This window comes from Roseomonas gilardii subsp. gilardii, assembly GCF_023078375.1.
In the GTDB taxonomy this organism is placed as follows: domain Bacteria; phylum Pseudomonadota; class Alphaproteobacteria; order Acetobacterales; family Acetobacteraceae; genus Roseomonas; species Roseomonas gilardii.
Genome location: NZ_CP095554.1, coordinates 219,964 through 232,171, shown reverse-complemented (window position 1 = coordinate 232,171; position 12,208 = coordinate 219,964). Strand labels below are relative to the sequence as shown.

The 12,208-nt window shown below is 71.0% G+C and carries 11 protein-coding genes and 1 pseudogene; 9 read left to right on the top strand and 3 right to left on the bottom strand.

Annotated elements, in window-relative coordinates; all coding sequences use genetic code 11:
- Positions 1-5 precede the first annotated feature (5 nt).
- The gene (locus MVG78_RS01095) at positions 6-713 is read right to left on the bottom strand and encodes a haloacid dehalogenase type II (RefSeq protein WP_247557486.1); all 708 of its coding nucleotides are present in this window, start codon (positions 711-713) and stop codon (positions 6-8) included.
- Between the two features lie 147 nt (positions 714-860).
- On the opposite strand from MVG78_RS01095, the gene nudC reads away from it, so the two are divergent.
- The 9 genes and pseudogenes from nudC (at position 861) to MVG78_RS01050 (ending at position 9,794) form a co-directional block, all read left to right on the top strand.
- Positions 861-1,814, top strand: coding sequence for an NAD(+) diphosphatase (nudC, locus tag MVG78_RS01090; RefSeq protein ID WP_247557484.1), 954 nt, complete (start codon positions 861-863; stop codon positions 1,812-1,814).
- On the top strand, positions 1,815-2,180 hold the full coding sequence (locus MVG78_RS01085; protein WP_247557481.1) for a phosphoribosylamine--glycine ligase: 366 nt from the start codon (positions 1,815-1,817) through the stop codon (positions 2,178-2,180).
- Between the two features lie 208 nt (positions 2,181-2,388).
- Positions 2,389-3,962 (top strand): annotated as a pseudogene (purH, locus tag MVG78_RS01080) (bifunctional phosphoribosylaminoimidazolecarboxamide formyltransferase/IMP cyclohydrolase).
- Between the two features lie 143 nt (positions 3,963-4,105).
- Positions 4,106-4,663: a DUF924 family protein gene (locus MVG78_RS01075; protein WP_247557478.1), complete on the top strand. Its 558-nt coding sequence runs from the start codon at positions 4,106-4,108 to the stop codon at positions 4,661-4,663.
- A gap of 49 nt (positions 4,664-4,712) precedes the next feature.
- Positions 4,713-5,567, top strand: a complete 855-nt coding sequence (locus MVG78_RS01070) for a PRC-barrel domain-containing protein (protein WP_247557477.1) — start codon at positions 4,713-4,715, stop codon at positions 5,565-5,567.
- Between the two features lie 6 nt (positions 5,568-5,573).
- A complete protein-coding gene (locus MVG78_RS01065) occupies positions 5,574-6,899 on the top strand; it encodes an MFS transporter (protein ID WP_247557474.1) in 1,326 nt (441 codons plus the stop codon).
- Between the two features lie 290 nt (positions 6,900-7,189).
- Positions 7,190-7,633: a hypothetical protein gene (locus MVG78_RS01060; RefSeq protein ID WP_247557471.1), complete on the top strand. Its 444-nt coding sequence runs from the start codon at positions 7,190-7,192 to the stop codon at positions 7,631-7,633.
- Positions 7,549-8,802, top strand: a complete 1,254-nt coding sequence (locus MVG78_RS01055) for a hypothetical protein (RefSeq protein WP_247557468.1) — start codon at positions 7,549-7,551, stop codon at positions 8,800-8,802. The genes MVG78_RS01060 and MVG78_RS01055 overlap by 85 nt, the downstream gene beginning before the upstream one ends.
- A 68-nt stretch (positions 8,803-8,870) precedes the next feature.
- Positions 8,871-9,794, top strand: a complete 924-nt coding sequence (locus MVG78_RS01050) for a LysR family transcriptional regulator (RefSeq protein ID WP_247557465.1) — start codon at positions 8,871-8,873, stop codon at positions 9,792-9,794.
- Positions 9,795-9,991: 197 nt separating this feature from the next.
- Here the strand turns inward: MVG78_RS01050 and ahcY are convergent, their stop codons facing one another.
- Both ahcY and MVG78_RS01040 read right to left on the bottom strand, forming a co-directional pair.
- On the bottom strand, positions 9,992-11,404 hold the full coding sequence (gene ahcY / locus MVG78_RS01045; protein ID WP_247557462.1) for an adenosylhomocysteinase: 1,413 nt from the start codon (positions 11,402-11,404) through the stop codon (positions 9,992-9,994).
- A 187-nt stretch (positions 11,405-11,591) separates the two neighbouring features.
- Entirely contained in the window at positions 11,592-12,017 is a 426-nt protein-coding gene (locus tag MVG78_RS01040; RefSeq protein WP_247557459.1) for a hypothetical protein, read from the bottom strand.
- Positions 12,018-12,208: the final 191 nt, after the last annotated feature.

Below are 12,208 nucleotides of genomic sequence, written 5' to 3'. Positions count from 1 at the left end.
ACGGGTCAGGCGGCCAGTTGCCGTGCCAGCTCCACGAAATCCGGGGCGACGAAGTCCCAGTCCTCCAGGGGTTCCAGGTCCGTCACCTGCCCCGGCCCGTGCTCGGTCCGGCGGGGCACGAAGGCCGTGCGCATCCCGCAGCGGCGGGCCGCCGAAAGGTCGCCGTTATGGGCGGCCACCATGACGATGTCGCCCGGCGGCAGGCCGAGCAGCGCCGCGGTCTTCAGATAGGCGTCCGGCGACGGCTTGTAGGCCCGCACGACCTCCGCCCCCAGGATCGCATCCCAGGGCAGGCCGGCCCGCTTCGCCATGTCGAGCAGCAGGCTCACATTGCCGTTCGACAGGGGCGCGATCACCAGCCCGGCCTTCATCCGGCCCAGCCCCTCCACCGCATCCGGCCAGGGGTCCAGGCGGTGCCAGGCGCGGTTGAGCGTCTCCAGCTCCTCCTCCGGCCAGCCATCCGGCCCGATCCCGAACCCGGCCAGGGTGTCGCGCAGGTTCTCCAGATGCAGCAGGTCCAGCGGCACGAAGGGGTGCCGTCCGCTCCGGACCTCCTCCATGGCGGGGGAATAGCGCCGCCTCCAGGCATCCGCGAAGCGCCCCGCATCGACACCGCCGATGCCCCGGCGCCGAAAGGAGGCCGAGACCTCCCGCATCACCCCGCCACGCCAGTCCACCACTGTCCCGAACACGTCGAAGAGCGCGGCGCGCATCCTCGTCCTCCCTGCCGATGCCCCCCGGCACCGGCTTTCTCGCACGCCCCGCTCCCGCCGGGAAACACACCCGGCGCTCAACCCCCGGGGAGGACTCGACCCTCCTCGGTGGACCACCCCCTACGCCCGTGGCAATTTGCCAGCCGCATGCTCTCCATCCCCGCCAGCCGCCCCAACGCCTATACCGGCAGCCCCCTCGACCGGGTGTCCGGCCGCCGGGACGAGGAGGATTTCGTCGCCGTCCAACTGGCGCGCGAGGATGCCCTCTTCATTCCCGTCTGGCGCAGCCAGTCCCTGCTGCGCGACAATGCGGCCGGCGAGCCCGAGGCCGTCCTCCTGACCCCCGCGGCCGCCGAGGCCGTCCGCATGACCGCCGGCCCGGTGCCCGCGCCCTGGGTGCTGCTCGGCCTCTTCGAGGAAGGCCCCCTGAAGGGCCGCCCCGTCTTCGCCGTGGACTGCTCCACCGCCGGGGACCCGCTTCCCCTCCTGCCGCCGGAGATGGGCCGCTTCGCCGACCTGCGCCCCGTCGCTGCCCTGATGCCGCCCGGCGAGGCCAGCCTCCTCGCCCATGCCCGCGGCATGCTCCACTGGCGCAGCCGCCACCGCTTCTGCGGCGTCTGCGGCGGCGCCTGCGAGCCCCGTGCCGCCGGCAACACGCTCCGCTGCGCGAATTGCGGCACCATGCACTTCCCGCGCACCGACCCGGCCGTGATCATGCTGATCCTCCACGGCGACCGCTGCCTCCTCGCCAACTCCCCGCGCTTCCCCGACACCACCATGTACTCGACCCTGGCCGGCTTCGTGGAACCGGGCGAGAGCCTGGAGGAAGCCGTCCGCCGCGAAGTCCTGGAGGAAGCCGGCATCCGCGTCGGCGAGGTCCACTACCACTCCTCCCAGCCCTGGCCCTTTCCCGCCTCCGTCATGATCGGCTTCCATGGGGAGGCCCTGACCGACGCCATCACCATCGACCCGGACGAGATCCGCGACGCCCGCTGGTTCACCCGGGACGAGATCCGCAACATCGAAGCCCTCGGCCTGCGCCTCCCGCGCGCCGATTCCATCGCGCGCCGTCTGATCGAGGACTGGCTGGAGAACGCCTGAATGCCCGCCTTCGCCCCGCGCCCCACCCGCGCCACCCTGCCGCTCACCCTCCTGGCCGCCCTGCCGCTCCTGGCCGCCTGCAACCCCGGCGGGGCCATCGTCCAGCCCGTCTCCCGCGCCGAAAGCCCGGAGGAGGCCGCCTGCCGCCGCGAGGCCGCCCGCCGGCCCGAGGTTGTCGCGCTGATGCGCCAGCAGCCCCCCATCGACAACATCACCTGGTACCAGCGCTGGAAAGCGGAGGTCGCCAATGCCCAGCTCCGCGCCACCAACGACTGCCTCCGTGCCGGAGGGCAGCCGATCAGCGGCGGTGTCGAATCCGTCCGCCAGCCCGGCATGGGGGGGCCGGACGACCGGTCGCTCCGCTGACCGGCCGCCCGCGGCCCCTGTCGCCGCGGCCAACCCTTATGCTCCGGGCGGCTGCCGAACTCCCACTCGTCCCGGCCGGGCGGCTCTGCGTCTCCTTCCGCCTGCGCCACGCCTGGCCGTGACCGTCCCCATGCCTGAACGCGGCGGATACCCGCCCTGCGCCCATTCCCCTTGCGGCCAGGGCCAGCCCGCGCCTAATCCGCGCGGCATGAGCGATGCCCTCCCGATCCGCCGTGCCCTTCTCTCCGTCTCCGACAAGGGGGGCTGATCGACTTCGCCCGCGCCCTCGTCGCGCACGGGGCCGAACTCCTCTCCACCGGCGGCACCGCCGCCGCCATCCGCGCCGCCGGCCTGCCGGTGAAGGATGTCAGCGACCACACCGGCTTCCCGGAAATCCTCGATGGCCGCGTGAAGACGCTGGTGCCCCAGGTCCATGGCGGCATCCTCTTCCGCCGCGACCTGCCCGCCCATGTGGCCCAGGCCGAACAGCACGCCATCGCCCCGATCGACCTCGTCTGCGTGGACCTCTACCCCTTCGAGGCCACCGTCGCGAAAGGCGCGCCCTTCGAGGACTGCATCGAGAACATCGACATCGGCGGCCCGGCCATGATCCGCTCCGCCGCCAAGAACCACGACCACGTCGCCGTCCTGACCTCCCCGGCCCAGTACGCGGAAGTCGCGCAGGCCCTGTCCTCCGGCGGCACCACCCTGGCCCTGCGGCGGAAGCTGGCCGCCGCCGCCTATGCCCGCACCGCCGCCTATGACGCCGCCATCGCCGCCTGGTTCGCCCGGCAGGAGGGCGAGGAATTCCCCAACCGCCTCAGCATCGCCGGCACGCTGAAGCAGACGCTGCGCTATGGCGAGAACCCGCACCAGCGCGCCGCCTTCTACATCGACGGCACCAACCGCCCCGGCATCGCCACGGCGCGGCAGGTCCAGGGCAAGGAACTCTCCTATAACAACCTGAACGACACGGACGCCGCCTACGAGGCCGTGGCCGAGCTCGACGGCCCCGCCATCGTCATCGTCAAGCACGCCAACCCCTGCGGCGTCGCCCTGGGCACCGACCTGGCGGAGGCCTGGGACAAGGCCCTGCGCTGCGACCCCGTCTCCGCCTTCGGCGGCATCGTCGCCGCCAACCGCCCGCTCGACGCCGCAGCGGCGGAAAAGATCGCGGCCATCTTCACCGAGGTCGTCATCGCCCCCGACGCCTCGGAGGAAGCCAAGGCCGTCTTCGCCCGCAAGAAGAACCTGCGCCTCCTCCTCACCGGCGGCCTGCCCGACCCGGCGGCGCCCGGCACCATCATCCGCTCCGTCAGCGGCGGCTTCCTCGCCCAGTCCCGCGACGCCGGCCGCATCACCCAGGCCGAACTGAAGGTCGTCACCAGGCGCGCCCCGACCGAGCAGGAACTGGCTGACCTCCTCTTCGCCTTCCGGGTCTGCAAGCATGTGAAGAGCAACGCCATTGTCTATGCCAAGGGCGGCGCCACCGTCGGCATCGGCGCCGGGCAGATGAGCCGCGTGGACAGCGCCCGCATCGCCGCCTGGAAGTCCGAGGAAGCCGCCAAGGCCGCCGGCCTCGCCACTCCGCTGGCCCAGGGCTCGGTCGTTGCCTCCGATGCCTTCTTCCCCTTCGCCGACGGCCTCCAGGCCGCGGCGGCGGCGGGCGCCACGGCGGTGATCCAGCCCGGTGGCTCGATGCGCGACAATGAGGTCATCGCCGCCGCCGACGAGGCCGGGCTCGCGATGGTCCTCACCGGCATGCGGCACTTCCGCCACTGAGCCCGGCGGCGGACATCCCCATCCCGGGGGCGGCGGGGGAGGGCGTTCCATCGCGGACGCCGCCCGGCCCATCCCGGGGCGCACCCTGGCCGGACGGTATCCGGCGCCCCACATGCGCCGCGTCATCCGGGAGGGCCGCCACCATGAACATGACGCAGATCCGGGCGATCACCCATTTCTGGCGGGAGGCCGGTCCCGCCCGCTGGTTCGCCAAGGACGCGGCCTTCGACGCCGCCATCCGCGAAGGCTTCGAGCCCCTGCACCACGAGGCCGCGCGCGGCGCCCTGTCCTCCTGGCTGGACGAGGCCGAGGGCGCCCTGGCCCTCCTCCTCCTCACCGACCAGTTCCCGCGCAACCTCTACCGTGGCTCGGCCCATGCCTTCGCCACCGATCCCCTGGCCCGCGCCGTCGCGGCGGAGGCCCTGGCCCTGGGCCATGACCGCGCGACCGAACCCACGCTCCGCCCCTTCTTCTACCTGCCCTTCGAGCATTCCGAGGATCCGCGCGACCAGGCCCGCGCGGTCCATCTCTTCACCCGCCACCGCGACGAGACCGGCGACGAGGAATCCCTCCGCTACGCCCTCCTGCACGAGGAACTGATCCGGCGCTTCGGCCGCTTCCCCCATCGCAACCTGGCCTTCGGCCGCGTCACCACGCCGGAGGAGCGGGCCTATCTCGACGGAGGCGGATTTGCCGGCTGAAACCCGACGCCCCCGGACCCGTCTTCAGGACAGCCGGAGCCACAGCCGCATGACCACCCCGAGCCGCCTTCCGGCGGCCCTCGTCCTGATCCTCGCCGCCACCCCGGTCCTGGCCGCGGACCCGCCGCCGCCGCTCGCCACCCAGCAGATGCTGCCCGCCACCGACACGCTCCGCGTCTTCGGCCGCGACGTGAAGAGCGCCTCGGGCACCGTGGTCGCGCAGATCGTCAACGTCCTGGTCAACGAGGCCGGGGAGCCCAAGGCCGCGATCCTCGACTATGGCGGTTTCCTCGGCGTCGGCCGCCGCCGCATCGCCGTGACCTGGGAAACCCTGTCCTTCACGCCGGACGGCATCACCTTCCTGCTGACCCGCGACCAGTTGAAGGGCTTCCCGGACTTCGTGGAAGGCAAGCCGATCCTCGCCGCCGCCCCGCCAGCGGAAGGGGCCCCCGCCCCCGCCGAGCCCGTCCCGGAACCCACACCCCACCCCGCGGCCGAGGCGGCACCCGCCCCCGCTCAACTCGCCCCGGCCCAGCCTGCCCCGGCCCAGCCTAGCCCAACCCAGGCCACCCCGCCCCAGGCTGCTTCCCCCCAGTCTGCCCAGGCGCCCGCTCCTCCGTCATCCAGCCCTGCCCAGGGCAATGCCCCCGGAACCGGCGCCCCCCAGGGTGACACCCCTCCGGTCAGCACCTCTCCAGGAAGCGGCGCCCCGCAAGGTGCCGCCCCGGACAGCGATGCGAAGGGCCATAGTGCAGGCAGCGGCAGCCCCCAGGGTGATGCCGGCCAGGACGGCACCGCCAAACCCGGGGCCGATCCGGCCCCCGCCACATCCGGCACGGCCCCGGCGCCACAATCGCCGCCCTCCGCGGCCGCCCCCGCAACTCCCGGTGGCAAGCCGGATTAAGCGCCCATGTCATCCGGTCGAACCGGGTCGGCGCGCAGTGCGCGCGGGCTCGACCTGCTCAATTTCTTTGTCGCAAACATCCAGACCGGCTTCGGTCCCTTCATCGCCGTCTATCTGAGCGCCCAGGCCTGGACCGAGTTCGAGATCGGCCTCGCCCTGAGCGTCGGCACCTTCACCGCCATGGTCAGCCAGCTCCCCGCCGGCGCCCTGGTGGATGCCACGCCGCGCAAGAAGCTGGCGGCCCTGGTCGCCATCCTCTGCATGCCCGTCAGCGCCCTGCTGCTGGTGGCGGTGGAGCCGCGCCAGCTTCCGGTCATGCTGTCCGAGATCCTCCATGGCATCGCCAGTTGCGTCCTCGCGCCCGCCATCGCGGCCATCAGCCTCGGCCTGGTCGGGCGGGCGGCGCTGGGGGAGCGCCTCGGCCGCAACGCCCGCTTCGCGGCCATCGGCAATGGCGTGGCCGCCGGGATGCTGGGGCTCGCGGGCACCTACATCTCCAGCGCGGCGGTCTTCTGGCTGACGGCGGCCCTGGCCATCCCCAGCCTGATCTCCCTGGCCATGATCCGGCAGGCCGACCTGGTCACCATGGTGCAGCGGGAACAGGCCGCGAAGGGACGGGGCGGCCTGCTGGCGCTGCTCCGCAACCGTGGCGTCCTGGTCTTCTCCGGCTGCTGCCTGCTCTTCACCCTCGCGAACGCCGCCATGCTGCCGCTGGCCGGCTCCGAGGTCACCCGCAACACGGGCGACGAGGCCAATCTCATCATCGCCGCCTGCATCGTCGCACCGCAGCTCGTGGTGGCGGCGATCTCCCCCTGGATCGGCCGCCTGGCCGAGCGGCGGGGCCGGCGCGTGGCCCTGATGATCGGCTTCGCGGCCCTTCCCCTGCGCGGCCTGCTCCTCGCCGTCGTGTCCGATCCCAAGGTCCTGATCCTGGTTCAGGCCCTGGATGGCGTCAGCGCCGCGTCGCTGGGCGTGCTGCTGCCGCTGCTCTCGGCGGATCTGACGCGCGGCACGAACCGCTTCAACCTGTGCATGGGCATTTTCGGCCTCGCGGTGGGCATCGGCGGGACGCTCAGCACGACGGTGGCGGGGGCAACCGCGACCTGGTTCGGTTCCGGCGTCGCCTTCGGCTTTCTGGCCGTGGTCGGCCTGCTGTCCTTCCTGCTGGTGCTCTTCATGATGCCGGAAACCGGGAACACCGATTCCGGCGGCCTGATTCGCACCTCCCCGCCACCGGCCACGGAGCTGCCGGAGCAGCATCATTCCGCGGAAGCCGGGGCAGAATTGGCCCGCGATATCGGGGCAGGGGTTGGACCGAGGCGGAACATCTAGAACATGGCGGGCGCCACCCCGCCATTTTGCCCTTCATGGTCGAAAAACAAACAGATAAGCAACCTTTGGATGTTGGATCCGGGTTGCCCAGGCCATTATGCGGCCTTGCACAAAGAGAAGACGCCTCACGGATAATTGTGTTCGGCTCTTGGGTGTAGGAACCTGCCCTTCTCCACGACGGCGGGCCACCGGATGGCATCGGGAAGCAACCAGGATGGCGGGACAGCGGAGGGCGCACGGCGCGGCCGTGCGGCCGGCCGGCATCCGTCATCCGAAGGGAACAAAGCCGCTTGAACTACAGCCTGCCCGGACAACCCGGACCGGAATATCCCGGCGATGTCTCGTCTCCTCCCGCCATTTTCCGCAGCGGCGCGCGCACTGGCCTGATCTGCGCGGCGCTGGTGCTGGCGGCCCTCGGGCTGATGCTCTTCGTGCTGCTGCGCACCCCGATGAAGGACGACATCGCCTGGCTGCTCTGGGTGGCGCGGCAATGGCTGAAGGGGAAGAGCCTCTATGTCGATGTCATCGAGGTCAATCCGCCGCTGATCATCTGGATCAGCGCGATCCCGGTGCTGATCGGCGACGCGCTGGGCGTGTCCGCGAAACCGTTGGCCCTGCTCCTCTTCGCCGCCGCCGCCCTGGGCTCCGCATGGATGACGGCACGGCTGCTGCGGGGGTGGGGCCGGCCTTCCGCAGCCTGCCTGCCACCTTCGCGGCCATCGCCTGCGTCCTGATCCTGATGCCGGGGATCGAGTTCGGGCAGCGTGAGCACCTGCTGACCATCGCCGTCCTCCCGCATCTGGCCGTCCTGATCCGCGCCCTGGAAGGCCAGGCGACCGGCTGGCGCATGGCCACCGGCAGTGCCGTGCTCGCGGGCCTGGGCGCGGCGCTCAAGCCCCGCTACCTGCTCTGCCTGGGGCTGGTGGAGGTGGTGGGCTGGATGCAGCGCGGCTTCCGCCCCCGCCTGCCGGCTTTCGTCGCCTTCGGCGTCGCGGGGCTCTATGCCGCGGCCATCCTGTTCCTCTATCCCAGCTTCGTCGATCGCGCGGTGCCCCTCGCCCTGACCCTGTATGGCGGCACCGATTCCAGCTTCCTGTCCCTGCTGGCGGATTCCTGGCGCCTGATGGTCGCGATCATCCTGGCCGTGGCGCTGACCTTCGCGATGCCACGGGGCAGCACGGCGCGGCGGGTGATGGCGGTGCTGTCAGGCTTCGCCGTCGCGGCCACGGCCGTGATGTTCCTGGACGGCAAGAACTGGTTCTACCACCGGATTCCGGCCTCGATCGTGGTGACGCTCGCCCTCATCTACTGGTGCGCGGAGGCGGCGGCCCTCCGCCGCCAGGGCGGCCTCCGGGGCTGGCGCTTTCCCGTGCTGATGCTGGTGGCGCTGATGCCCCTGGCGATCCAGGCGCAGAGCCTGGGCGGGCGGCTGGAGGACCGGCTGGTGCTGGCCATGGAGCCGGAGCTTTCCACGGAGGTGAAGCTGGAGCGCCTGATCCGGCAGGAGAAGGCCAGGACCTATGTGGCCTTCTCCGAATGGATCGGGCTAGGCTTCCCGATCGTGGACGACACCGGCGTCACCTGGGCGAGCCGCTTCGATTCCATGTGGGCGCTGCGGGGAGAGCTGTGGCGGGCGCGGCTGGACGGCAGGCCGCCGGCGGAATGGCCGATCCATCTCTGGGTGGCGCAGGACTTCATCCGGGGCTGTCCGGACCTGGTGGTGGTGGATGGCCGCCGCGGGGCGGAGGACATCAACTATCCCAGCGTCCTGGCGCAGGCCGATCCGGGTTTCGCGGCGGTCTGGGCGCTCTACCGGCAGATCGCCGTGGTGGATGGGTTGCAGGTGTTCAGGCGGGATGGCGAGGCCTGCCAGCCTGGGAAGCCAGCCACCGCATCGCCTTGACGGGGCGAGGTGGCTTTCATGCCGTGCCGCCCTATCATGCGGGCCGGTGGGGGCGCTGAGGGGATGGCATGACGCTGGAGCAGCTGCGTGTCTTCGTGGCCGTGGCCGAGCGCCAGCACGTCACCCGGGCGGCGGAGGCGCTGCACATCGCCCAGTCGGCCGCCAGCGCGGCGGTGGCGACGCTGGAGGCGCGCCATGGCGTACGCCTCTTCGACCGGCTGGGGCGCGGCATCGCCCTGACGGAGGCGGGGCGGATCTTCCTGGCCGAGGCCCGCGCCGTGCTGGCCCGGGCCGAGGCGGCGGAACGCGTCCTGGCGGAGCTGGGCGGCCTGGAGCGGGGCGTGCTGACCGTGCAGGCCAGCCAGACCATCGCCAGCTACTGGCTGCCGCGCCATCTGGTGGCCTTCCGCCGCGCCTATCCGGGGATCGAGATCCGCCTCGGCATCGGCAACACGGCACAGGTCGCCGCGGCGGTGCATGACGGGCTGGCGGAGCTGGGCTTCGTCGAGGGCCGCGTGGAGGACCCGGTGCTCGCCAGCCGCGACGTGGCCACCGACCAGCTCGTCCTGGTGGTGGCGCCCGGCCATCCCTGGACCATTGCCCTGCCGAAGGATCTGGCCGGGCTGGTGGCGGAGGGGGAATGGGTGCTGCGCGAGCCCGGCTCCGGCACCCGGTCGGCCTTCGAGGCCCTGCTGACCGGCACGGGCCTGCGGGAGCGCCTGCGCGTGGCGCTGGAACTGCCGTCCAACGAGGCGGTCCGCGCGGCGGTCGAGGCGGGCATGGGGGCGACGGTGATCTCCGCCTCGGTGGCGGCCCCCAGCCTGGAGGCGGGCCTGTTGCAGCAACTGCCGTTTCCCCTGCCGGAACGCGCCTATCACGTCCTCAGCCATCGGGAGCGGCGCTACAGCGGTGCGGCGCGCAGGCTGCTGGATCTCGTGACCGGCGGCCTCCGGCCGGCCAGGGTCATGCCGGCCGAAGCCGCACCGGAGTGATGCCGCCGGGAGAGCAGGACCGGCCCTGGCCGGCCAGGGGGGCAGGGAGGCCCGGCGGAACATGGCCGGGCCTCTCGCGCAAATGGTCCCGGGGGTGGCCATCCTGGGATGGCCTCCGTGGCGGGAGGGCCCGCGCCGCCGGGCACCATGCCCGGCAGGCGGCCTGCCACGGTCCTCATCCCCCCGGGTGAGGCTCGTCAGTAGCGGTACTGCTCGGCCTTGAAGGGGCCGGCCTGCGGCACGCCGATATAGTCGGCCTGCTGCTGGCTCAGCCTGGTGAGCTTGGCGCCGACCTTCTCCAGGTGCAGGGCGGCGACCTTCTCGTCCAGGTGCTTCGGCAGGGTGTAGACCTGCTTCTCGTACTTCGCGCCATTGGTCCAGAGTTCGATCTGCGCCAGCGTCTGGTTGGTGAAGGAGGCGCTCATCACGAAGCTCGGATGGCCGGTGGCGTTGCCGAGATTCACGAGGCGGCCCTCGGAAAGCAGCGTGATCGCCTTGCCGTCCGGGAAGGCGATCTCGTCCACCTGCGGCTTCACATTGGTCCACTTCAGGTTCTTCAGCGCCGCGACCTGGATCTCGCTGTCGAAGTGGCCGATGTTGCACACGATCGCGCGGTGCTTCATGGCGCGCATGTGGTCGATGGTGATCACGTCCACATTGCCCGTGGCGGTGACGAAGATGTCGGCGCGCGGCGCGGCATCCTCCATGGTCACCACCTCATAGCCCTCCATCGCCGCCTGCAGCGCGCAGATCGGGTCGATCTCGGTGACCATGACGCGGCAGCCGGCATTGCGCAGCGAGGCGGCGGAGCCCTTGCCCACATCGCCGAAGCCGGCCACGCAGGCGATCTTGCCGGCCATCATCACGTCGGTGCCGCGGCGGATGCCGTCCACCAGCGATTCACGACAGCCGTACAGGTTGTCGAACTTCGACTTGGTGACGCTGTCGTTCACGTTGATGGCGGGAAAGAGCAGCTTGCCTTCCTTGGCCATGGTGTAGAGGCGGTGCACGCCCGTGGTCGTTTCCTCGGACACGCCCTTGATCGAGGCGGCGAGCCTGGCGAACCAGCCCGGCTTCTCGGCGACCAGTTTCCTGATCAGCGCGAAGAAGACGGTCTCCTCCTCGTTGGTCGCCTTGTCGAGGAAGGCGGTGTCGCCCTTCTCGGCGCGCAGGCCGTAATGGACCAGCAGCGTCATGTCGCCGCCGTCGTCCAGCAGCATGTTCGGCACGTCGCCGTTCCAGTCGAGCGTGCGGTACACGTAGTCCCAGTATTCCTCCAGCGTCTCGCCCTTCACGGCGAAGACCGGCACGCCGGTGGCGGCGATGGCGGCCGCGGCATGGTCCTGGGTGGAGAAGATGTTGCAGGAGGACCAGCGGACCTCGGCGCCGAGGGCGGTCAGCGTCTCGATCAGAACGGCCGTCTGCACGGTCATGTGCAGGCAGCCGGAGATGCGGGCGCCCTTCAGCGGCTTCTCGGCCCCGAATTCGCGGCGCAGCGCCATCAGGCCGGGCATCTCGTCCTCGGCCATCGCCAGTTCCTTGCGGCCCCAGTCGGCCAGGGTGATGTCGCGGACCTTGTAGTCGGTGGCGGGCACGTTGGTATCGGGCATGGGTCGTCCGGAACTCCGGCTTGTGGGCAGACCATGGCGCCGGCGGAACCGGGCTGGGTCAAGTATCAAGATATCTTTATGTCATTTGAGCGGGTTTGGGAAGCGTGAAGCGGTCCTGCGGGGCCGGCAGCTTCCGGAGGCATGGGCGGCACCCATCACCTCCGGAACTGCCGGGGCGGCCCCGCATTCAGATACTGACGGTGGTCCCTATCGTGACCTCGCAGGACACGCTGGTCCTCTTGAACGTGCAACTGACACAGATCTTGAAGCAGACTTTACCGAGGCCGAAGGGGCCGCTTTTGCAGGTCTGGTAGCATTTGGGGGACGGGGGAGCGGTCCTGCCGGCGGGAAGCTTTTCCGGCGGCAGCCGGATCGTGATCTGCCAGTTGCCATTTCCCGCATCCGTCGTGCCGGTGGCCTTGTCCGCCTCCAGCAACTGGATCGGAGCCTGTCCCAGGCTGGCTGGCACCAGGAGGCCCAGGCTCCCGGCCTGGCGCCTCGCATCCTTGTCCGGCAGCTGGCCCTCATCACTGCGGTGGGACAGTTCGTGGAAGAACTTGGCCACTTCCAGCATCGTCTCGGCGGAAGCGAGAAAGTCCGTGTTGCCGGCCATGATCCGGCCCTCCCTTGTCTGGGCGGCGCCATTCCCTCCGGCCTTGGACGGGGCGACGGGCGTCAGGCTGGGTTCCGGTTCAGGCTCCGGTCTGGGCCCGCGGGCAACCGGGCGCACGGGAACGGCCGCCGCAGCAACCTACGCGATTTAAGTTCGTTATCGTTATGAATATTTGGAAAGGGCCGGCTGGG

Bases quoted from the DNA above. Each gene is read 5' to 3' on its own strand.
- MVG78_RS01095 (WP_247557486.1), bottom strand. From the start codon at position 713: ATGCGCGCCGCGCTCTTCGACGTGTTCGGGACAGTGGTGGACTGGCGT.
- nudC (WP_247557484.1), top strand. From the start codon at position 861: ATGCTCTCCATCCCCGCCAGCCGCCCCAACGCCTATACCGGCAGCCCC.
- MVG78_RS01085 (WP_247557481.1), top strand. From the start codon at position 1,815: ATGCCCGCCTTCGCCCCGCGCCCCACCCGCGCCACCCTGCCGCTCACC.
- MVG78_RS01075 (WP_247557478.1), top strand. From the start codon at position 4,106: ATGAACATGACGCAGATCCGGGCGATCACCCATTTCTGGCGGGAGGCC.
- MVG78_RS01070 (WP_247557477.1), top strand. From the start codon at position 4,713: ATGACCACCCCGAGCCGCCTTCCGGCGGCCCTCGTCCTGATCCTCGCC.
- MVG78_RS01065 (WP_247557474.1), top strand. From the start codon at position 5,574: ATGTCATCCGGTCGAACCGGGTCGGCGCGCAGTGCGCGCGGGCTCGAC.
- MVG78_RS01055 (WP_247557468.1), top strand. From the start codon at position 7,549: ATGGATGACGGCACGGCTGCTGCGGGGGTGGGGCCGGCCTTCCGCAGC.
- MVG78_RS01050 (WP_247557465.1), top strand. From the start codon at position 8,871: ATGACGCTGGAGCAGCTGCGTGTCTTCGTGGCCGTGGCCGAGCGCCAG.
- ahcY (WP_247557462.1), bottom strand. From the start codon at position 11,404: ATGCCCGATACCAACGTGCCCGCCACCGACTACAAGGTCCGCGACATC.
- MVG78_RS01040 (WP_247557459.1), bottom strand. From the start codon at position 12,017: ATGGCCGGCAACACGGACTTTCTCGCTTCCGCCGAGACGATGCTGGAA.